Origin of the sequence: Saccharopolyspora pogona (assembly GCF_014697215.1) — a bacterium.
GTDB lineage: Bacteria > Actinomycetota > Actinomycetes > Mycobacteriales > Pseudonocardiaceae > Saccharopolyspora > Saccharopolyspora hattusasensis.
Window position 1 is genome coordinate 7,152,153 of the sequence record NZ_CP031142.1, and the last position, 19,465, is coordinate 7,171,617.

Genomic DNA, 19,465 nt, shown 5'->3' on the forward strand with positions numbered 1-19,465 from the left:
CGGCGGGGGCAGGTTTGGTGCAACTCGTGCCAACTACTTCATATCTAGTTGGTCACGCCCGAGTCCCACCCCGCCGCAGGCGGTGCCGCGCCGGTACAGAATGCTGGCTGCGACATTCGAGAGCACGTTTGACACGGAAAGGTTGTTGCGTCCGGTGAGCACGCTGCAGTTCAAGCGAACGCCACGCCTGGCCGCTCCCAGGCCACCGGGCGGGGAGGTGCACCTCGAACCACCGCCGGAGATTCCGCGGACCATACCGGGCAACATCGTCCAGAAGGTCCTGCCGGGCATCATGATCGTCGCCTCGCTGGGAATGATGGTCTTCATGCTCCAGCGGGCCAAGGACAACCCGATGATGATGATGATGCCGATGATGATGCTCATCTCAACTTTCGGGATGATGGCCGGCGGCGGCAAGGAAGGCAGCCAGAAGAAGGCTGAGATGAACGAGGACCGCAAGGACTATCTGCGGTACCTCGGGCAGATGCGCGACCGCGCGCGGGAGGCCGCCGACGAGCAGCGGCTGGCCCGGGAGTGGGTGCACCCCGACCCGCAGACCCTGTGGTCCCTGGCCGCCGGCAGCCGGCGCATGTGGGAGCGACGTCCCAACGACAACGACTTCTGCCAGGTCCGGGTGGGTCGCGGTTCGCAGCGGCTGGAAACCCGCCTGGTGCCACCGCAAACCGGCCCGGTCGACGAGCTGGAGCCGATCACCACGCTTGCGCTGCGCCGCTTCGTGCGCGCGCACTCGCTGGTGCCGGACCTGCCGATCGCCACCTCGCTGCGCGGTTTCGCCGCGGTCGGCCTGCAGGGCGACCGGGACGTGGTACGCGGCTTGACCCGCGCGATCGTGTGCCAGCTGGCCACCTTCCACACCCCCGACGACGTGATGATCGCGGTCGCCAGCAGCGGCCGCGCGCGCACGGAGTGGGACTGGGTGAAGTGGCTTCCGCACGCCCAGCACCCGACCGAGACCGACGGCATCGGCCAGATGCGGCTGATGGCCGGTTCGCTCGGAGCCCTGGAGCAGATGCTCGCCGAGCAGCTGGCGGAGCGGCCGCGGTTCCAGCGCAACACGGCGCCGCCGGACGGCCAGCCGCACATCGTGATCATCCTCGATGACGCCGAGATCACCCGCGAAGAGGCGCTCTACGTCGAAGGCGGGCTGGCCGGGGTCACCGTGATCGACCTGTCCGACCTGCTCGGGCAGCTCACCGCGCGCCGCGGCATGCGGATGGTCGTGGAGGAGGACCGCATCGGTGCCCGCGGCGGGTCCGGTGTGGAGTGGTTCGGCAAGCCGGACACGCTGAGCACGGAGGAGGCCACCTCGCTGGCTCGCCAGCTGGCGCCGTACCGGGTGGCCGGCGGCGTTTCGGCGTCCGACGCCGACAGCGGCGGCTACGAGCCGTTGACCACGCCGCTGAACTACATCGAGCAGCTGGGGTTGGCCGGTGACGTGGTCACCTTCGACCTCAACGAAGCCTGGCGGCCGCGGTCCCGCGACGACCTGTACCGCGTCGCGATCGGCCCCGGCGAGCAGGGCGAGATCGTCCACCTGGACATCAAGGAAACCGCCTCCGGCGGCATGGGCCCGCACGGGCTGTGCATCGGTTCGACCGGTTCCGGTAAATCCGAGTTCCTGCGCACCATCGTGCTGGGCCTGATGGCCACCCACTCGTCGTCGATGCTCAACTTCGTGGTCGTCGACTTCAAGGGTGGTGCGACGTTCAACGGGTTCGAGCCGGCGCCGCACGTTTCGGCGAGCATCTCGAACCTGGAGGGCGACGGCTCGCTGATCGACCGCATGCAGGACGCGCTGGCCGGTGAGATGAACCGCCGCCAGGAGGTCCTGAACAAGGCGGGCGCGAAGAACGTCTGGGACTACCGGAAGATGAGCGAGGCTGGCGACGAACGTTGCCAGGAGCCGCTGCCCGCGCTCTTCGTGGTCATCGACGAGTTCTCCGAGCTGCTGTCGCAGCAGCCGGACTTCGCCGAGCTTTTCGTGATGATCGGCCGACTGGGTCGTTCGCTGCAGGTCCACCTGCTGCTGGCTTCCCAGCGGTTGGAAGAGGGCAAGCTGCGCGGTCTGGACACGCACTTGTCCTACCGGATCGGTTTGAAGACCTTCAACGCGGCGGACTCCCGTGCGGCGATCGGTGTTCCGGACGCCGCCGACCTGCCCGCCACCGGTGGTCACGGGTACCTGAAGCACCCCAACGGCATGGAGCGGTTCCGCGCCGCGTTCGTGTCCGGCCACATGCACCAGACCAGTGGCCGCCGCCCGACGCTGAAGGGCGGCGCGTCGCCGGTCACCGGCGACAAGATGCCGCGGGAGTTCATCCCGGACTACATCGAGAAGCCGCCGGAACCGGAGAAGCCGGTCGTCGAGGAGGTCAAGGAGCAGAAGAGCGACCTCGACCCGACGGACTTCCAGATCATCATCGACAAGATTCGCGGGCAGGGCCCGCCGGCGCACGCGGTGTGGCTGCCGCCGCTGGACACACCGCCCACTTTGGACGCCCTGCTGCCGCCGCTGCAGCAGACCGACGACCGCGGCTACACGGCGGCGGGCTTCGCGGGCAGCGGCCGGCTGCAGTTCCCGGTGGGGCTTATCGACGTGCCGTACCACCAGCGGCAGGACCCGATGACGCTGGACCTGAGCGGTCAGGGGGGTCACGGCGCGATCGTCGGCGGTGTCGGTGCGGGCAAGTCGAACACGGTCCGCGCGATGATCGCTTCGATGGCACTGACCCACACGCCGCGGGAGGTGCAGTTCTACTGCGTCGACCTCGGTGGTGGTTCGATCTCCGCGCTGCGGGGCCTGCCGCACATGGGCGGTTACGGCACCCGGCGTGACCAGGACACGGTTCGGCGGACGATCGCGGAGCTCAAGACGATGCTGGCCGAGCGGGAAGCGCGGTTCCAGCAGCACGGCGTCGAGGGCATGAACGACTACCGCAACCGCAAGCGGCGCGGTGAGTTCGAGGACGACCCGTTCGGCGACGCGTTCCTGATCATCGACGGCTGGCGGACATTCCGCGAGGAGTTCGAGTCGCTGGAGCAGGACGTGCTGAACCTGGCGGCCAACGGCCTGGCCTACGGCGTGCACTTGTTCGTCACCGCCGCGCGTTGGGCGGAGGTCCGCCCGGCGATGAAGGACCTGATGCAGACCCGCATCGAGCTGCGGCTCGGTGACCCGAGTGAGTCGGAGATCGACCGCAAGTTCGCGGTGAAGGTCCCGCAGGGCCGCCCGGGGCGCGGTATGCACGGCAGCAAGCTGCACTTCCTGACCGCCCTGCCCCGCGTGGACAGCGAGACCATCGGTGACCGCGTCGAGGCTGAGCACGAGCAGGTCAAGCGGGAGATCGACGAGGGCAAGCCGGTCCGCGCGCCCCGCCTGGGCTGGGAGCTCTACAACGACGACGTCTCCGACGGTGTCGCCGACTTCGTCAACCGGGTCAAGAGTTCTTGGAAGGGGCGTCCGGCGCCGCAGGTCCGCCTGCTGCCGGAGCTGCTGCCGTACCAGCAGTTGCCGCGTCCGGAGCAGCAGCCGAAGCCGAAGCTGGTGCCGATCGGCATCAACGAGGACGGCCTGCACCCGGTGTACCTGGACTTCAACGCCGAGCCGAACTTCTACGCGTTCGGTGAGCGGGAGTCGGGCAAGACGGCGCTGCTGCGCACGATCGTCCGCGGCATCACCGAGCGGTACACGCCGAAGGAAGCGCTGATCCTGCTGGTCGACTACCGGCGCACGATGCTCGGGTTCCTCAACACCGGGCACCTGCTGGAGTACGCGGTCGGTGCGGACCAGTTGAAGGGCAACGTCAAGGACATCGCGGCATCGTTGAAGAAGCGGCTGCCCGGCCCGGATGTGACGCAGGAGCAGTTGAAGGACCGCTCCTGGTGGAAGGGCCCAGAGCTGTTCGTCATCGTCGACGACTACGAGCTGGTCGCGCCGCAGGGCAACAACCCGCTGGCGCCGCTGGCGGAGTTCGTGCCGGTGTCCAACGACGTGGGTCTGCACATCGTGCTGGCGCGCAACTCCGGTGGTGGCAGCAAGTCCTTGTACGAGCCGATCATCGGCAAGATGCGCGAGACGTCGGCGCCTGGTCTGGCGATGAGCGCGAACAAGGACGACGGTCAGCTGGTCGCCAACATCAAGTCGCGGCCGCTGCCGCCTGGTCGAGGCACGCTGGTCAGCCGCAGCCTGCGCGGCGGGCCGCAGATGATCCAGACGGCGTTCATCCAGCCGGAGTGATCCGGCGGGACGACGCGAAAAGCCTCCCCTGCTTCGGCGGGGGAGGCTTTTTGTTTTGTGGGTGGTCCTGACCCTGCTGGCTAATTCCGCGAGGGGCTGGGGCTGGGGCTGGTGTCACTGCGGGAGTGGTCCGGTTCTGCCTCGCCAACCGGTGTGCGGTGAACGGCCTGTTCACCTCGATAGACGACACGAACGGTCCGTTCGCTCCGTTCATCCGATGTGAGCCCGGGGCTGTTGGTGTGCGGTGAACGGCCTGTTCGCTTCGGTAGGCGGCGCGAACGGATGCTCCTATAGATGTCAAGCGGCGGTTGTGGGGGTTTTTGGAGGGGTTTGTTGTGTTGTGGGGGTGGTGGTGAGTGCGTGGTAGATCTCGCGGGCGACGTAGCGTTTGAGGCAGCGGATGATGTCTTTTTTCGTGAGTCCTTCCTGGGTGCGGCGTTCGACGTAGGCGCGGGTTCGTTCGTCGTGGCGCATGCGGACCAGGACGATGGTGTAGAGGGCATTGTTGGCGGAGCGGTTGCCGCCGCGGTCGAGGCGGTGGCGGTCGGTGCGGCCGGAGGAGGCGGGGATGGGGGCGGCTCCGGTGAGGTGGGCGAATGCGGCTTCGGAGCGCATGCGTTCAGGGTTGTCGCCGGCGGCGGCCAGGAGGGTACCGGCGGTCTGGGTGCCGACGCCGCGGAGTTCCAGCAGGTCCGGGCAGGCCTGTTGGGTCAGCGGGGCGATGGCGTTGTCGAGTTCGGCGATCTCGGTGTCGAGGGCCTGGTAGCGCCGTGCCAGTAGGCGCAGGGCGGCGCGGGTGGCCGTCGGCGGGTGGGCCAGGTCCTGGCCGGGTCGTAGCCGGGCCAGGGTGGTGATCAGTGCGGCGGTGTTCAGGCCGGTGATCTGCTCGCGTAGCACCGCCGGTGCGGAGACCAGCAGTGAACGGATCTGGTTGATCGCCTGGGTGCGGGCTTTGACCGCGCTGGTGCGGGCCACGCGCAGGGCGCGGATGGCCTCGACCACACCGTCACGGCTTTTCGGGATGCCGGTGGCGCGTTCGGCCAGCACCGCGGTGGCTGCGGCGTAGGCATCGATCGAGTCTGATTTTCCTCTCAGGCGACGGGTTTTACGGTCGGGGCGATCCACCTCGATGACGCTGATGCCAGAGGCGGTGAGTACCCGGGCGAGTTCGGCGCCGTAGGCACCGGTTCCCTCGACCCCGATCGCGACGAGCTCACCATGCGACCGCATCCATTCCAGTAGCCGCCGGTAGCCATCGGTGGTGGTGGGGAACTCCTTGTCGGCCAGGTGCCGGCCCACCTGGTCGATCACCGCGCCGTGATGGGTCTGGCCATGGGAATCGACTCCGCCGATGATCCGCGGGCTTTCTTGCGTCATGCTGGTCCTGTCCGTCCTTGCGTCCGTTACCTGGGGCGGCACGCGCCGGTCGGGCGGGAGGACAAGACAGTGACGGGGCTTCTAGCCAAGCTCCTATAAGGTCACAAACGCCCGTCCGGCCGCGTGCGTAGCAACGCCCGGTAAGGCCGACAGATCCGTTCCAGGACAGGCAAGCCGTCAGTCCGTTCGAGGGTCAGACCCACCAGCGGCGTCACTACACACATCATCACTGTCCGTTCGCTCCGTTCATCCGATGTGAGCCCGGGGCTGTTGGTGTGCGGTGAACGGCCTGTTCACCTCGATAGACGACACGAACGGTCCGTTCGCTTCACGCCCGCACCTTCCCAAACAGCCCCAACACCGCGCCGAATTAGCCAGCAGGGTCGGTCCTGTTGCGCCCAGGGCCGTGAGTCTTCTGGGCGACTGTGGCAAGAGCAGCTGTGGCAACCCCAAGCACTCACGGGCGTCGTTCTGCGAAACCTGCGAGGGCGGCGTCGAGCAGACCCGGAAATCGGGCCTGCATGTCGTCCCGGCGGATCTCCACCCAGCGGGTGCGCCCGTTGACGAAGGTCGTGGTCAGGCCTACCTCGCGGAGCACGCGCCAGTGGTGGGACAGCGTCGGGGCGCTGACCTCGACGTCGTAGGCGTCCAGCGAGCAGGTCTTCGGGTCGCACTCCTTGCTGAGCTCGTGCAGCAGCTCGAGTCGCACCGGGTCGGCCAGCGCGTGCAGCACCTTCATTACGTCGATGTCGTCTCGGCTCGGTTGCGGGAGCGTGCGCGTCACGAGCGGCCAGCCTGCCTTTCATTCGACTCGACTATTTGATAACCACCGAAGTGTGCTGCAGGATCTGCCGGTCAACGCTTCGAAGAAAGCCGCCGCACCGACCCGGTCCGGATGATTTTTTCGAGGTGAGGGGCACCCTTGAGCGGCTGTACCACCCCGGCTGTACCACCCAAGGGTGTCCCTCACCTCTCACCTGGTGGTGTGGTTAACGCGCCGAGCTGAATCCAGAACATCGCTACTGCTTCCTTTCACTGGGTGGCTTCGCCGATTTCGCGCGAAATCGGCACCACCTCTGGCGGGGATCGGCGGGTGGCGGGAATGTGTCGGCGGCGCGTGCGGGAGCCGTCGCAGAGCTGGTCCACTTCGGACAGCCGGGCGGCGTTGCTGAGGCCGGTCGGTGGCTGGGGGATGGCCGATCGGCTCGCCGAGCAGGACTTCACCGCTGGGTCGCGTCGTGGGGGATCGGGCGTGGTGAGGGGCACCCGCCACCCCGGTCAATTGGGCGCGGGTGCCCCTCACCCCGTTTGGATGGCAACAATCCGTGACAGGTGGTCGCGTTGATCACCCGGTCAGGGGCAGACTGTTGGTGCGCTCGCACCCTTAACCTCTAGGGTGCTCGGGGGGAGTCGGCGCGCCGAGAAATCGGCGGTCGGACGACAGACGTCGCCGGAAAAGGCGCTTCGGCGATGGTGAAGGAGTTCTGGGTGTCCCTGCACGTCTCGATCGACTTCGGCACGTCGAGCACATGCACGGTGGTGTCTGTCGGCGGTGCCGAACCACAGGTGGTGGTGATAGACGGGCAGCCGCTGGTCCCGTCCGCGGTCTTCGCGGCGGCGGACGGCACGCTGTTCGTCGGGCACGAGGCCGAACGCCAGGCCGCAGTCGACCCCGCTCGTTTCGAGCCGCACCCGAAGCGCCGCATCGACGAAGGCGAGCTGCTGCTCGGCAGCAGCGTGCTGAAGGTCGTCGAAGTGATCCGCGCCGTGCTGCAGCGCGCGGTCGGCGAGGCCCGCCGCTTCGCCGGCGGCGCCGCCGTGGACCTGCTGGTGCTGACCCACCCCGCGGACTGGGGCGCGATGCGCACCGCCGAGCTGCGCAAGGCCGCCACCGGGCTGGGCAAGGAATTGGTCATGGTGCCGGAACCCGTTGCGGCGGCGGTGTTCCACTCCGCCGGTCACGGCCTCCCCGACGGCGGCGCGCTGGCGGTAATCGACCTCGGCGGCGGCACGGTGGACGCCAGCGTGGTGTGCAAGCAGGGCTCCTCGTTCCAGGTGCTGGCCACCCGCGGTGAACCGAACTTCGGCGGCGCGGACATCGACCAGGCGCTGCTGGACCACATCGGCCGGCTCGTCTCCGCCACCGATCCCGAGGCGTGGCGCAGGCTCGTCGAGGGCCGCGACATGGCCGATCGCCGACGCCGCCGGGTGCTGCGGCAGGACGTCCGCGGCGCCAAGGAAACCCTGTCCCGGCACACCTACACCGACGTGCCGATGCCGCCGCCGTTCTCGGACGCGCACGTCACCCGCGTCGACCTGGAGGCGCTGATCGCCGGGCCGCTGGGCAAGAGCGCCGACCTGGTGCTGGCCACCCTGCGCGAGGGCAAGGTGCAGCGGCAGCAGCTGGTCGGGGTGTTCCTGGTCGGCGGTTCGAGCCGGATCCCGATGGTGGCGCGGCTGATCCACGAGCGCACCGGCGTGGTGCCGACCACTTTGGACCAGCCCGAAACCGTGGTGGCGCGCGGCGCGCTCCGCGCGGTGCGGCTGGATCCGGACCGCAGCGGTGGGCTGGCACCTGCTGGTGCCTGGGCGGGCGCGTCGACGGTGCGCGCCTACCCGGTGCCCGGCCCGCCCCCGGTCGGCTCCGCGGGCGGCTCCCCGATCGGCCCCGGCGTGACCGCGGGCGACTCGCTCAGCGGTGCCCGGACCGTCGTCATCGGCGGCAGCGACCAGACGATGCCGGTCGCGCACCGGCCCAGCCGCAAGAAGCGCAAGCTGCCGTGGCTGATCGGTGCCGGCGTGGCCGTCGTGGTGGCCGTCGGCGTGGTCCTGACCATGCTCATCACCAGCAGCGGCCAGCCGCAGGCCGAACCCGGCGGCCCGACCCGACGGGCCGCGCAGTACGACTACGAGTTCTCCTACCCCGGCGACTGGAAGCAGATCGGCGGGGATCCGACCAACTGGCAGACGCTGATCGCGCCGGAGGACGACGCGCAGGACTCGGTGATCGCGGTCAACGAGGGGAAGCTCGACTTCGACACCGACACCGACCGGAACCGGGCGGTTCAACAGCTGCGCAGCGACTACCAGCAAAAGGTCGCGGCCGGCGAACCGTTCTCGTTGTTCAACCCTTCCACCAGTTTCGCCGGCCGGGACGTGGTGTACTACCGGCAACAAATGCCGGACGCGACGGTCGAGTGGTATGTGCTGCACCGAGGACAATTCCGGGTCCTCGTCGGCTGCAAGTACGGCTCGGTCGGCAAGGACGACGTGGTCCGCGCTTGCGAACAGGTAGTCGGTTCCATCAAGGTCCGTTGAACCGGCGGCGAATTCGCCGCGGCGGAATGGATTTCGCGCGGCCGTCGGACAGGGAGACATTGCCATGGCAGATCCAGCGGATTCCGTCCGCAGATTCCGCGCCGAACTCGCCGACGCGGTGGGCCGCAGTCGGCGGGCCCGCGACGAGGCGCACCACCGCGCCGAGGTTTTCCAAAGGCACACAAAGGAACTCGCGAAGAACGCGGCGACTGGTAGCAGCGCCGCCGAATCCATGCAGCGGGCGGTGGCGATCGACTACCGCACCCGGGTGGGCCTGGAAGTTCCCGAGTACTCGGCAATCGAGTCGAATGTGCGCCCGGACACCGCCGCGAACGAGTCGGCGGCCGGGAAATCGCAAGAGCAAACGCCTTCCGACGGCAGCGATCTCGACTTTTCGCAAGCGCAAATCATGCGATGACCTGCGGGTTCCGCGCCCGGCGTTTACATCAGCAACGGGTTGCGCAGAAATCCAGGACAACGTGGAACCGAACATGGCAATGTCTGCGTCGCAGGTTCATCCGAACTTGATGACGAGTTTGAAGGGGGTCATCCAGAGATGGCTGGAATTGGTGCAGATGTCGAGGCGATCGAGAAGGCGTCGCAGGACATCGACGAGGCTCGCAACGCCGTCGAGCAGGCGCTCCAGCAGCTGAGCGGCCAGCTGGAGGGGCCGGTCGCGAACTGGAAGGGCGCGGCCGCGGACGTGTTCCGCAAGCTGATGGGCTCCTACGAGGACAGCGGCAAGAAGATTCTGCAGAAGCTCGACGAGCTGGGCCAGAATGTGCAGAGCTCCGGTGCGGACTACGCCCAGGTCCAGGAGGACCAGGCCCAGGAGATCTCCAAGATCACGGCGATGCTCGACGGCTGAGCCGCACTTCGAACAGTCGCACGTTCTGAATTCTTGACCATAGGTATTTGAGGGGATAAGCAATGAGCGAGATTGCAGTCAACTTCGCCGAGCTGCAGCAGGCCTCGGACGACCTGCAGGGTGCGGCCCAGAAGATCCAGAGTGAGCTGGACGACCTGGAGGGCAAGATCCAGAAACTCGTCTCCACCTGGGAGGGCGAGGCCGTGGCCGCGTACCAGGACGCCCAGAAGTCCTGGGACGAGGAAGCGGCTCGCATGCAGGAGACTGCCGCGAAGATGGGCATGGCCGTTGCCGCCGCCAACGAGTCCTTCCAGGCCGGTGAGAAGAAGAACGCCGGTCGCTTCGGTGGCTGATCCCACCCGCTGAAGAGCGATCTGCGGCCCCGGCGAGCGCCGGGGCCGCAACGCTGTCCGGGGTCGTGCGAGTACCGCCCCCGGCATTCGCTATCCTGTTTCCGGCGATCTGCCAGGTCAGAAACCTCCAAGCAAGTATCGAGGACCCGTTTTGACCGGGCCAGAAGCCACCAAGTACCCTCATTCTTTGTTGTGCGGTGCGCGGCTGCAGTTCGCGCCAGTGGATCGGATCTCTCGCGGATCGCGGTCCAGGCGGCGGTTCTGGCGGACGTGCCGGTTCCCGGGAGAATTCTCGCGGGAACCGACCGGCGTGATCGAGACGGGCTCCGCACTGACGATTCCGACGCGAACGACGACGAGGTAGATCCGTGCGCACGTACAGCCCGAAGCCCGGCGAGGTGACCCGCGCCTGGCATGTGATCGACGCCGAGGATGTGGTGCTCGGCCGGTTGGCAACTCAGGCCGCGACGCTGCTGCGCGGCAAGCACAAGCCGACCTACGCGCCGCATATGGACACCGGCGACTTCGTCGTCGTCGTCAATGCCGAGAAGGTGGCCCTCACCGGTAACAAGCGCACCCAGGCGTTCCAGTACCGGCACAGCGGTTACCCCGGTGGTCTGCGCAAGCAGTCCTTCGGAGAGGTGCTCGAGAAGCACCCCGAGCGGCTGCTCGAAAAGGCGATCAAGGGCATGCTGCCGAAGAACAAGCTCGGCCGCGCCATGGGCAAGAAGCTCAAGGTCTACGCCGGCCCGGAGCACCCGCACCAGGCCCAGAACCCGCAGCCGTTCGAGATCAACGCGAAGGTCGAGAAGTGACTGACGAACTTCAGCAGGAAGAGAACGTGACCCCGGAGGAGACCGCCGAGGTCACTTCCGAGGAGACCGCCGAGGTCGCGTCCGAGGAGACTGTCGAGGTCGAGGAGACCGCCGAGGTCGCGTCCGAGGAGACCGCTGAGGCGGTTGCCCCGGCTCCGATCCCGGTGCCGACCGGCCGTCCGGTGCAGACCGTGGGTCGCCGCAAGGAAGCCGTCGTCCGGGTCCGGCTGGTGCCGGGCAACGGTGGCTTCAAGCTCAACGGCAAGAGCCTCGAGCAGTATTTCCCGAACAAGGTGCACCAGCAGCTGATCAAGGAGCCGCTGGTCACCGTCGAGCGCGTGGAGAGCTTCGACGTGCTGGCCACCCTGCACGGTGGCGGCCCGTCCGGCCAGGCCGGTGCGCTGCGCATGGCGATCGCCCGGGCGCTGGTGGCCTACGAGGCCGAAGACCGCCCGGCGCTGAAGAAGGCCGGCATGCTCACCCGTGACGCGCGGGAGAAGGAGCGCAAGAAGTACGGTCTCAAGAAGGCCCGCAAGGCGCCGCAGTACAGCAAGCGCTGACGCGAATTTCATCCGATCTGCGGGAGCAGTCATCAGTCCACTGCGGACGAGACTGCTCCCGCAGTCGTATGCGCCGGCGGCCTTCCACCGACTCGCTCCGCGGTGTCAAAATCGCCACGCCCGCGGGCGGTCGCCACGCCCGCGTGGGATAAACGGCTTCGCCGCTGCAAAGACAAGAACCCGACGTGGCGCGTCCGGTCTAGCGCCCCGCGGAGTTTTCCGCGTCACACGAGGAGGACGTGCTGCTGATGGCTCGGTTGTTCGGCACCGACGGGGTGCGCGGGTTGGCCAACGCGGATCTGACGCCGGAGCTGGTGATGTCGGTGGCCGCGGCGGCCGCGCGGGTGCTCTACGACCGGGACGATTCGCAGCGCCGGGTGGCGTTGGTCGGCCGCGATCCACGGGCCAGCGGCGAGATGCTGGAGGCTGCAGTCACGGCGGGCCTGACCTCGGCCGGTGCCCACGTGCTGCGGGTCGGCGTGCTGCCCACCCCGGCGGTGGCGCACCTGGTCGCGGAGCTGGGCGCGGACCTCGGCGTGATGATCTCCGCCTCGCACAACCCGATGCCGGACAACGGGGTCAAGCTCTTCGCGGCCGGCGGGCAAAAGCTCCCGGACGCAGTCGAGGACGAGATCGAGGCTCGCCTAACCGAGCAGGTCGACCGGCCCACCGGGGCCCACGTCGGCCGCGTCCGCGACGTCCCCGACGCGGTGCGGCGTTACGTCGATCACCTGCTGACCGCGGCTCCGCAGTCGCTCGACGGGCTGAAGGTCGTGGTGGACTGCGCCAACGGCGCGGCCTCGGTCGCCGCCCCGGAGGCCTACCGCCGGGCGGGCGCCGAGGTGATCGCGATCAACGCCGAGCCGGACGGCATCAACATCAACGACGGCGTCGGCTCGACCTACCTCGACGTGCTGCAGGCAGCGGTGCTCGAACACGGCGCGGACCTGGGCATCGCGCACGACGGCGACGCCGACCGCTGCCTCGCGGTGGACGCCAGCGGGGCCGCGGTGGACGGCGACCAGATCATGGCGATCCTCGCGGTGGCCATGCACGAGTCCGGCGAGCTCACGGAGAACACGCTGGTCGCGACCGTGATGAGCAACCTCGGCCTGCACCTGGCGATGCGCGAGCAGGGTGTCGAGCTGCGCACCACCGCCGTCGGCGACCGGTACGTGCTGGAGGAGCTGCGGGCCGGCGGTTTCGCGCTCGGCGGCGAGCAGTCCGGCCACGTCGTGCTGCCCGGCCACGCGACCACCGGCGACGGCCTGCTCACCGCTCTGCGGCTGATGGGCCGGATGTCGGCCACCGGCACCCCGCTGGCGTCGTTGGCCAAAGTCATGCGGCGGTTGCCGCAGGTGCTGATCAACGTGCGCGTGGCGGACAAGGCCGCGGCGGTGGCGGCGGCCGAGGTGGCGTCCGCGGTGGCGGCGGCCGAGGGGGAGCTCGGCGACACCGGCCGGATCCTGCTGCGCCCGTCCGGCACCGAGCGGCTGGTGCGCGTGATGGTCGAGGCGCCGAGCGAGGAGATCGCGCAGGCCGTGGCCGAGCGTTTGGCCGAAATCATTGCCGCAATCCGGTGATCTTGTGATTTTGATCTCTCATTTCGACGCGATCTGTGAGACCCTGCTCACATGGGTGCCATCGTTGTCGCCATGGTCGTGGGGCTCGTCGCTGTCGGGCTCGTCGTCGCTATCGTGATCTTCTCCGCGCTCGCGCTGGCCGGCATGAAAGCCGTCAACGCCGCGCACGAGAGCAGGTCCTGGTTCGTCAACCGTCGACGTCGAAGCTGAGCGTGCGCCATGCGCGGACGAGTGTTCGGTGACCTGCTGATCGTTCTCGTGGTGCCCTTGGTGCTCATGGTCCTGGGCGCGTTCGTGCTCGCCGTCGTGCTGGCGCAGGGCTGGGGCCTGCACCTGATCTTCGAGGGCGGCGGCCTTTACTGATCATCGGCTGAGCCCATGATCCGGCATCATGCGCTGGATCTGCATCGATCTGAGGTTCGCCGTTCCGCTGCTGGGCGTCGCGGCGGCCATCTGCCTTGTGGTCCTCGTGCTGGTGCTGCTCCGGCGGCGTTGAACGATTCTGGTCATCCGCTGCCTCGGACGCGGTGCCCTCCGATAAGTTCGGTTCCTGGTCGAACGATTGGAGGTTCCGGTGATCTTCCAGATCCTGATCGTGATCGTCGTGAGCGCACTCGCCGGTGCCGGTGGTGGCGCGCTCGTCGCGATGATCGCGAAGAACAAGGCTCCGGCGCAGCCGCCATTGCAGCAGTTCCCGCCGCCGCAGCAGGGCTTCTCGCCGCCGCCGCAGCAGGGCCCCTACCAGCAGTGACGACTACGAACAGATCCGTTCAGGACTAGCAGGGGGAAACGTTGTATCTGGTGATCACGTTGGTGCTCAGCCTGCTCTTCGGCGGCGGGGCCGGTGCGTTGACCGCGCTTCTGATCGTCAAGAACAGCAACAACGCCCAGCGGCCCGCGCAGTTCCCGCCACAGGGCTTCGCCCCGCAGCCGCCCCAGCAGCAGTACCCGCCGCAGCATTTTCCGCCGCAGCAGGGCTACGGCCAGCCGCCGCAGGGTCCGCAGACGCCCCAGTGATCGACTTCTCCCTTCGCGGATGCAAGCACCTCGGCGGATTGGCCGTTTAGCCCTGGGGAACCTGCCAAGATTAGGAACCAGCGAATCATCCGCGCCGTCACACCCGCTGAGACGTGCGCGACAGGTCGGGTGAAGGGGGCGCGATGAGCGGGGCGCAGACTTCGGGAAGTGATGTCGGGAAGGCGGCCAATGCGTTTTCCGACGGTTCTGGGGCGATCAAGGAGCAAGCCAAGGCGGCCACCGATACGAAATTGACCGCGGAGAAGTTCGGGAAGAAGTTCCACGAGGCGGGCAAGGCCTACAAGGACGCGCTGGACAAGCTGGGGAAGAACATCGAGTCGTTCGCCGAGTATGGATCGAAGCTCTCCGAGAGCTTCTCCGAATCCGCGAAGGAATACCAGGCCCGTGACGAATCCGGTGCCCAAGAGGTCGGGAAGGTTCAGGCCTGATGGCGGACGAGAAGAAGCAGGAAGAGGAAAGCAGCTTCGGCGAGGACGTCGGTTCGGTCGTCGGCGGGATCCAGGGCGGGGTCACCGGTCTGGTGCTCGGGCCGGCCGGTGCCGCGGCGGGCGCGAAGATCGGCTCGGAAATCGGTGGCGCGATCGGCGGGGCCGCGCAGGACGCCGGCGAGTGGCTCGGCGAGACGGCCTCCGACGCGGGCAGCTGGTTGGTCGACAACGCGGGCAGCATCGCCGACACCGCGATGTCCGTCGTCAACCCGATCGGCGGCAAGCTCTTCGAGTCCCTCACCGACGGCGGTTTCTCGGCGCTGCAGGAGAAGGCCAAGGCCGCCGAGGAGCGCAAGGGCAAGTTCGAGGACGCCAAGGGGAAGTTGGAGGGCGGGGGCGCCGTCAACACCTCCGACGAACTCCTCGACGACGGCAAGATGGGGCTGGACTTCTTCGAGAAGTTCCTGCCGCTGTACCAGGATTGGGCAGGCAAGGGGCCGGACTTCAAGGGCGAGGTCGTCCAGGAGTACGACCAGCTCCGCGAGATCGACTTCGGCGCGTTCCGGGCCGACGCCGAGCGGTTGAGCGGCGTGCAGAAGGCGCTGCTGGACCAGAACGACTCGATGGGCCAGGCGTTCCGGGGCGCCAAGCAGACCTGGAAGGGTTCGGCAGCGGACGCCGCCGAATCCAAGGTCGGCAGCTACAGCATGGCGGGCACGACGGTCACCAACGAGACCGAGAACATGGCCGGCGCCATCACCCCGGCCGCCGACGGCATCCAGCAGACCGTGCGGGAATACGCCAAGTTCGTGCTGGAGCTGGGCAAGGAGATCAAGTGCGCCGGCAAGGACCCGGACGACACCAAGGACGAGATCCGCAAGGCGCGCGGCGACATCAACCTCGAAGACCTCAAGGACATCGGGATCGATGACATCTTCTCGGGTGCCTGGTCGATCATCAAGGACCAGGCGATCGGCCTGATCCTCGGCGGCCCCATCGGCGGGCTGATCGGTCAGTTCTTCGGGGCCAAGGACGCCTGCGACCAGATCCGCCAGGGCCTGATCGACGACGCCAAGAAGTGGCTCGACGAGTCGTTCAAGCCCGAGATGGAGCAGAAGTACCAGAGCTTCAAGGACCAGAGCAAGGCCACCCAGGACGCCGTCCAGGCCGCGTACGACCAGATGCTGCAGGCCGCCAAAGTCAGCGATGACCCGTTCAAGGGCCTCGAAGACGGCAAGGGCGGCGGGGGTGACGACCAGGGCGGCGGCAACAACACCGGCGGCGGAGGTTCCGGTACCGGTGGCGGAGGTTCCGGTACCGGCGGTGGCGGCGGTGAGCCGGAGATGCCGAAGACGCCCGAGATGCCGGAGACGCCCGAGATGCCGGAGATGCCGGAAGCCCCCGGAGCGGGTGGCGGCCTCGGTGAGCAGGGCGAACAGGAGAAGGTGACCCTCGGCGAGGGCGACGATGCGGTCACCGTCCAGAAGCCCGGCCCGGACGGCAAGACGCAGGTCGAGCTGATCGGCCCGGACGGCAAGCCGAAGACCTACGAGGTCGACTTCGGCCCGGCTGGTGGCGCCGGTGCGGGCGCGGGTGCGCCCGGGGCGGAGGGCATCCAGACGATGCCCGCGCCGGGGCAGGCGCCCGGCGGCGTCGGCGGGCCGCCCGGTGGCCAAGGTCCGATCCCGGTGCAGGCGGGCGAGGACGGCAAGGCCGTGATCCGCGAGGGCGACCGCACCATCACGCTGGAGCGCACGCCGGACGGCCAGGTCAAGGTCAGCGTGGACAACGGTGGCGGGCAGCCGCCGCTGAACCAGACCATCGACTTCGGCAGCGACCAGGCGAAGCCGATCGACGGGGCGGACCGCATCACGACCATGCCCGCCGAAGCTCAGCCTGGCGAGGTGCCCCGACCGTCGGACGCCACCACGATGCCCGCGCCCGCCCCCGGCTTCGCCGCGCCCGACGTGGGCACGATGCCTGCGCCGGATCCCGTGGCGCCGATGCCAGCGCCGGACCCCGGCTTCGCCGTGCCCGACGTGGGCACGATGCCTGCGCCGGATCCCGTGGCGCCGATGCCAGCGCCGGACCCCGGCTTCGCCGTGCCCGACGTGGGCACGATGCCTGCGCCGGATCCCGTGGCGCCGATGCCAGCGCCGGACCCCGGCTTCGCCGTGCCCGACGTGGGCACCATGCCAGCCCCGGATCCCGGCTTCTCTGCGCCGGACTACGGCAGCGGGGTGGGCACGATGCCCGCGGCGGACCCCGGATTCGGTTCGCCCGCCTACGGCGTGGGCTCGACCATGCCTGCCTACGACACCAGCGGCGAAGTTCCTGCGGGCACCGAGCCGGCGGCGGCGGGCACGCCTGCCTCCACCGCTCCGCAGTCCGCGGGCATGAGCGCCTTCAGCAGCATGAGCGACGGGGTGCAGAACTCGTTCGGCAGCGCCTCCGGCCAGCTGTTCGGCGGCCCGGACCAGCCGGGCGTGCCCGGCGGTTCCGAGCAGCACGGATCGACCGGCCTGGCCTCCCTTGGAGACTCCGCGGGCGGCAGTCAGCAGGGCGCCACCGGCCTGTCGTCGCTGGGCGGCGACCAGAGCGGTGGTTCGGCGCAGGGAGCTCACGCCGGCCAGTCCGCCAACCAGAGCTCCGCGATGGGCGGCGGGATGATGGGCGGCATGGGCGCGATGGGCGGCGGCCACGGCGGTCAGCAGGGTGGCGAGCAGGAGCGCAGCAACAGCAGTCCGTGGCGAACCCAGGGCCAGCTCTTCGATGACGGCGTCGATTCGTCGAACATGCGGTTCCGGTCGGTGCTGGGCGAGGACCGGGAGAGGTGAGCGCGGTGGTTCTGATCAACCAGAAGGTCGCGGACGAGATCGCGACCTTGGTCGCGCGGCACCGCTACGGCGTCGAGGACAGCATGGACGCGGTCCGCGCCGCGGAGGCCGCGTCGGCGAAGAAGAACGAGGAGATCAAGGCGGCGGCGGACGAGCGCAAGCAGGAGCTCGTCGAGAAGGCCGCCAACGCCCAGCCGCCGGAGGACAAGCCCCGCAACGAGTGGGCCGGCAAGCGGAACGAGGACAGCAACGAGATCAGCCTCGGAGCCGACGACGAGGAAGAACGACCGCAGCAGGCAGCCCGGCCCACGCCGCCGCCTCCGCCACCGGCGGCCCCCAAGCCGGCACCGCGCCGGGGGGTGGCGTTCGACGATGACGACGACTACGAGAACCAGAGCTGGCTGAGGTGACATCCACGGCGGGGCACGGAGATTTCCGCGCCCCGCTTGATTTTCCGCCTGCGGTTGCGAAAAGACTTGCCAGGACGTCGATTCCGGTCAAACGCGCCGTAACTCCATGATCATCGTCCACAGTGGTCAATTCGAAAGCGCACCGCAGGGCAGGGGAATCGGGCGCGGGTTTCCGCTCGGACGATCGTGTTCGGGGGGCGCTTATCCGCTGCGGGTGCATCCGCGACAACCCGGCCCGCCGGGGTGGCCGCAGTACCAGTTCCAGCAGCCCGCTCCGCAAGGCCCGCGCTGAAGAAGCTGCACGTCGCCAACTTCAGCAGCGGCAACTTCGACGAAGACGTCCAGGGGGTTACTGACAGTTCCGGAGCCTGTGTCAATGTGTGACAGAGCGTGTGCTGACCGAGCGAAAGCCAAGCCCGGTCAGCGGTTTTGCTGCGGCGGCAGGTGAAACACGTCAGGTACCGCGAGTTGCGTGGGAACCGGCCGCAAGGCCAAACGCACGTGGAGACCGTGTCAGACCAGCGTTCGTGCTGGCAGTGGTCGAGGAAGCGTGAAGGCCACCAGTCTTCCTGATGGTCAACGCAGGTGGCGCAAGTCATCTGCTCACGGAACGTTTCGACACGTTTCGTGAACGGTGGCTGCTCCTGGGCGCCGACGAAGGGCCAGGACGGCACAGCTGTGAGTCACGCCGCGGTGAGGTCGCCGCGGCTGTGCTCGTTGTCGATGTGACTGCCGCCGATGTCGGCGCTCAGCAGCGCTTCACCGCGCCGATCGCCGACCAGCGTGCGGAGGAAGAAAGCGGTGAGCAGGGCCTTGGTGACGCGCTGCGTCGCGTACTCGGGCTTGCCGTGCAGCACCAGCTGCGTCCAGTGCCGGCCCTCGGTGAAGCCGAGGTGGCTGGCTTTCTTCACCGTCCGCAGCTGCACCGGACCGCCCCAGGCACGGGCGATCGGCTCGGCGTTGGCCACTGGCGGGGTCAGCAGGTCCCGGCCGGCGGCGATGTGCAGGCCCGGCACCTCGACGCGGCTCGCCGTCTCGAACGCCGACGGCATGGTCTCGGCGGCGGCCAGCGTCGCGACCGAGCGGATCCGCTGGTCCTCGGCCGCCGCCAGCACCGCGCAGCCGCCGCCCATGGCGTGCCCGGCCACCCCGAGCCGCTTCTCGTCGACGCTGATCCCGCCCTCGCCGAGCCGGACGCCGACGCAGACGTCCAGTGCGGTCCGCAGGTCGGCGGCGTACAGCCGGTGCGACGCGAACACGCCGCGCTGGGTGCCGGGCGCGGCGACCACGATGCCCCACGAGGCGAGGTGCCGGAGCAGGCCGAGGTAGCGGCGGGGCGGCTGCAGCCAGCCGTGCCCGAACGCGACCGCCGGCAGCCCGAGGCCACTGCGCGGGGTGCAGACGATGCCGGGCAGCCCGACGAGGGCCAGATCACCGTGCAGCACATCGTGCGGTCCGCGGCGGGACAGCTCTTCGAACGCGTTCTTCGCGGAAGGGGCCTTCTTGGCAGTGCGCGCCATGGTCAGCAACGGTAGCGGACCTGCTCGTGCACGTGCGGTAGCCGCCACGGGAGGGGGTTCCCGAACCGGCTGACTCGAACAGGTTCAGACCATGTGGAGT

The 19,465-nt window shown here is 68.5% G+C and carries 18 protein-coding genes; 15 read left to right on the forward strand and 3 right to left on the reverse strand.

Annotated features, from left to right (window positions below):
• Window positions 1-154 precede the first annotated feature (154 nt).
• Entirely contained in the window at window positions 155-4,258 is a 4,104-nt protein-coding gene (eccCa, locus tag DL519_RS33575) for a type VII secretion protein EccCa (RefSeq protein WP_190820770.1), read from the forward strand.
• 297 nt (window positions 4,259-4,555) lie between these two features.
• On the opposite strand, the gene DL519_RS33580 is transcribed toward eccCa, so the two are convergent.
• Together DL519_RS33580 and DL519_RS33585 are read right to left on the reverse strand one after the other, a co-directional pair.
• Window positions 4,556-5,635 (reverse strand): IS110 family RNA-guided transposase, encoded by a 1,080-nt coding sequence (locus DL519_RS33580; protein ID WP_190813148.1) that lies wholly within the window; start codon window positions 5,633-5,635, stop codon window positions 4,556-4,558.
• Between the two features lie 457 nt (window positions 5,636-6,092).
• Window positions 6,093-6,419: an ArsR/SmtB family transcription factor gene (locus DL519_RS33585; RefSeq protein ID WP_190820785.1), complete on the reverse strand. Its 327-nt coding sequence runs from the start codon at window positions 6,417-6,419 to the stop codon at window positions 6,093-6,095.
• Between the two features lie 686 nt (window positions 6,420-7,105).
• Between DL519_RS33585 and DL519_RS33590 the strand changes: the two genes are divergently transcribed.
• From DL519_RS33590 to DL519_RS33655, 14 genes are all read left to right on the forward strand, one after another.
• A complete protein-coding gene (locus tag DL519_RS33590) occupies window positions 7,106-8,953 on the forward strand; it encodes a type VII secretion-associated protein (protein WP_223839874.1) in 1,848 nt (615 codons plus the stop codon).
• Window positions 8,954-9,017: 64 nt separating this feature from the next.
• On the forward strand, window positions 9,018-9,371 hold the full coding sequence (locus DL519_RS33595; protein WP_190820789.1) for a hypothetical protein: 354 nt from the start codon (window positions 9,018-9,020) through the stop codon (window positions 9,369-9,371).
• A gap of 138 nt (window positions 9,372-9,509) precedes the next feature.
• Window positions 9,510-9,821, forward strand: coding sequence for a WXG100 family type VII secretion target (locus tag DL519_RS33600; protein ID WP_190820791.1), 312 nt, complete (start codon window positions 9,510-9,512; stop codon window positions 9,819-9,821).
• Between the two features lie 62 nt (window positions 9,822-9,883).
• Entirely contained in the window at window positions 9,884-10,174 is a 291-nt protein-coding gene (locus DL519_RS33605; protein WP_190820793.1) for a WXG100 family type VII secretion target, read from the forward strand.
• 368 nt (window positions 10,175-10,542) lie between these two features.
• Window positions 10,543-10,989, forward strand: a complete 447-nt coding sequence (rplM, locus tag DL519_RS33610) for a 50S ribosomal protein L13 (RefSeq protein ID WP_010316190.1) — start codon at window positions 10,543-10,545, stop codon at window positions 10,987-10,989.
• Window positions 10,986-11,549 carry a 30S ribosomal protein S9 gene (gene rpsI / locus DL519_RS33615; protein ID WP_397545000.1) on the forward strand — a complete coding sequence of 188 codons (564 nt, stop codon included), beginning with the start codon at window positions 10,986-10,988 and terminating at the stop codon, window positions 11,547-11,549. The genes rplM and rpsI overlap by 4 nt, the downstream gene beginning before the upstream one ends.
• Before the next feature lie 248 nt (window positions 11,550-11,797).
• Window positions 11,798-13,132 (forward strand): phosphoglucosamine mutase, encoded by a 1,335-nt coding sequence (gene glmM / locus DL519_RS33620; RefSeq protein ID WP_190824379.1) that lies wholly within the window; start codon window positions 11,798-11,800, stop codon window positions 13,130-13,132.
• 51 nt (window positions 13,133-13,183) lie between these two features.
• Window positions 13,184-13,342 (forward strand): hypothetical protein, encoded by a 159-nt coding sequence (locus DL519_RS33625; protein WP_190820795.1) that lies wholly within the window; start codon window positions 13,184-13,186, stop codon window positions 13,340-13,342.
• Window positions 13,343-13,351: 9 nt separating this feature from the next.
• Window positions 13,352-13,495: a hypothetical protein gene (locus DL519_RS33630; RefSeq protein ID WP_168585474.1), complete on the forward strand. Its 144-nt coding sequence runs from the start codon at window positions 13,352-13,354 to the stop codon at window positions 13,493-13,495.
• Between the two features lie 211 nt (window positions 13,496-13,706).
• Complete coding sequence (locus DL519_RS33635) at window positions 13,707-13,883, forward strand: hypothetical protein (RefSeq protein ID WP_190820797.1); 177 nt, start codon at window positions 13,707-13,709, stop codon at window positions 13,881-13,883.
• Between the two features lie 50 nt (window positions 13,884-13,933).
• Complete coding sequence (locus tag DL519_RS33640) at window positions 13,934-14,149, forward strand: hypothetical protein (protein WP_190820799.1); 216 nt, start codon at window positions 13,934-13,936, stop codon at window positions 14,147-14,149.
• A 143-nt stretch (window positions 14,150-14,292) separates the two neighbouring features.
• Window positions 14,293-14,598: a type VII secretion target gene (locus DL519_RS33645; RefSeq protein WP_190820800.1), complete on the forward strand. Its 306-nt coding sequence runs from the start codon at window positions 14,293-14,295 to the stop codon at window positions 14,596-14,598.
• On the forward strand, window positions 14,598-17,435 hold the full coding sequence (locus DL519_RS33650) for a hypothetical protein (protein ID WP_190820802.1): 2,838 nt from the start codon (window positions 14,598-14,600) through the stop codon (window positions 17,433-17,435). The genes DL519_RS33645 and DL519_RS33650 overlap by 1 nt, the downstream gene beginning before the upstream one ends.
• On the forward strand, window positions 17,432-17,845 hold the full coding sequence (locus tag DL519_RS33655; protein WP_190824645.1) for a hypothetical protein: 414 nt from the start codon (window positions 17,432-17,434) through the stop codon (window positions 17,843-17,845). Before DL519_RS33650 ends, DL519_RS33655 begins: the two co-directional genes overlap by 4 nt.
• A gap of 683 nt (window positions 17,846-18,528) precedes the next feature.
• Here DL519_RS33655 and DL519_RS33660 read toward each other — a convergent pair.
• Window positions 18,529-19,365, reverse strand: coding sequence for a dienelactone hydrolase family protein (locus tag DL519_RS33660; protein WP_190820804.1), 837 nt, complete (start codon window positions 19,363-19,365; stop codon window positions 18,529-18,531).
• Between the last annotated feature and the right edge of the window lie 100 nt (window positions 19,366-19,465).

Bases quoted from the DNA above. Each gene is read 5' to 3' on its own strand.
- DL519_RS33580 (WP_190813148.1), bottom strand. From the start codon at position 5,635: ATGACGCAAGAAAGCCCGCGGATCATCGGCGGAGTCGATTCCCATGGC.
- glmM (WP_190824379.1), top strand. From the start codon at position 11,798: ATGGCTCGGTTGTTCGGCACCGACGGGGTGCGCGGGTTGGCCAACGCG.
- DL519_RS33600 (WP_190820791.1), top strand. From the start codon at position 9,510: ATGGCTGGAATTGGTGCAGATGTCGAGGCGATCGAGAAGGCGTCGCAG.
- DL519_RS33590 (WP_223839874.1), top strand. From the start codon at position 7,106: ATGGTGAAGGAGTTCTGGGTGTCCCTGCACGTCTCGATCGACTTCGGC.
- DL519_RS33625 (WP_190820795.1), top strand. From the start codon at position 13,184: ATGGGTGCCATCGTTGTCGCCATGGTCGTGGGGCTCGTCGCTGTCGGG.
- DL519_RS33605 (WP_190820793.1), top strand. From the start codon at position 9,884: ATGAGCGAGATTGCAGTCAACTTCGCCGAGCTGCAGCAGGCCTCGGAC.
- DL519_RS33650 (WP_190820802.1), top strand. From the start codon at position 14,598: ATGGCGGACGAGAAGAAGCAGGAAGAGGAAAGCAGCTTCGGCGAGGAC.
- DL519_RS33595 (WP_190820789.1), top strand. From the start codon at position 9,018: ATGGCAGATCCAGCGGATTCCGTCCGCAGATTCCGCGCCGAACTCGCC.
- DL519_RS33630 (WP_168585474.1), top strand. From the start codon at position 13,352: ATGCGCGGACGAGTGTTCGGTGACCTGCTGATCGTTCTCGTGGTGCCC.
- DL519_RS33660 (WP_190820804.1), bottom strand. From the start codon at position 19,365: ATGGCGCGCACTGCCAAGAAGGCCCCTTCCGCGAAGAACGCGTTCGAA.
- DL519_RS33645 (WP_190820800.1), top strand. From the start codon at position 14,293: ATGAGCGGGGCGCAGACTTCGGGAAGTGATGTCGGGAAGGCGGCCAAT.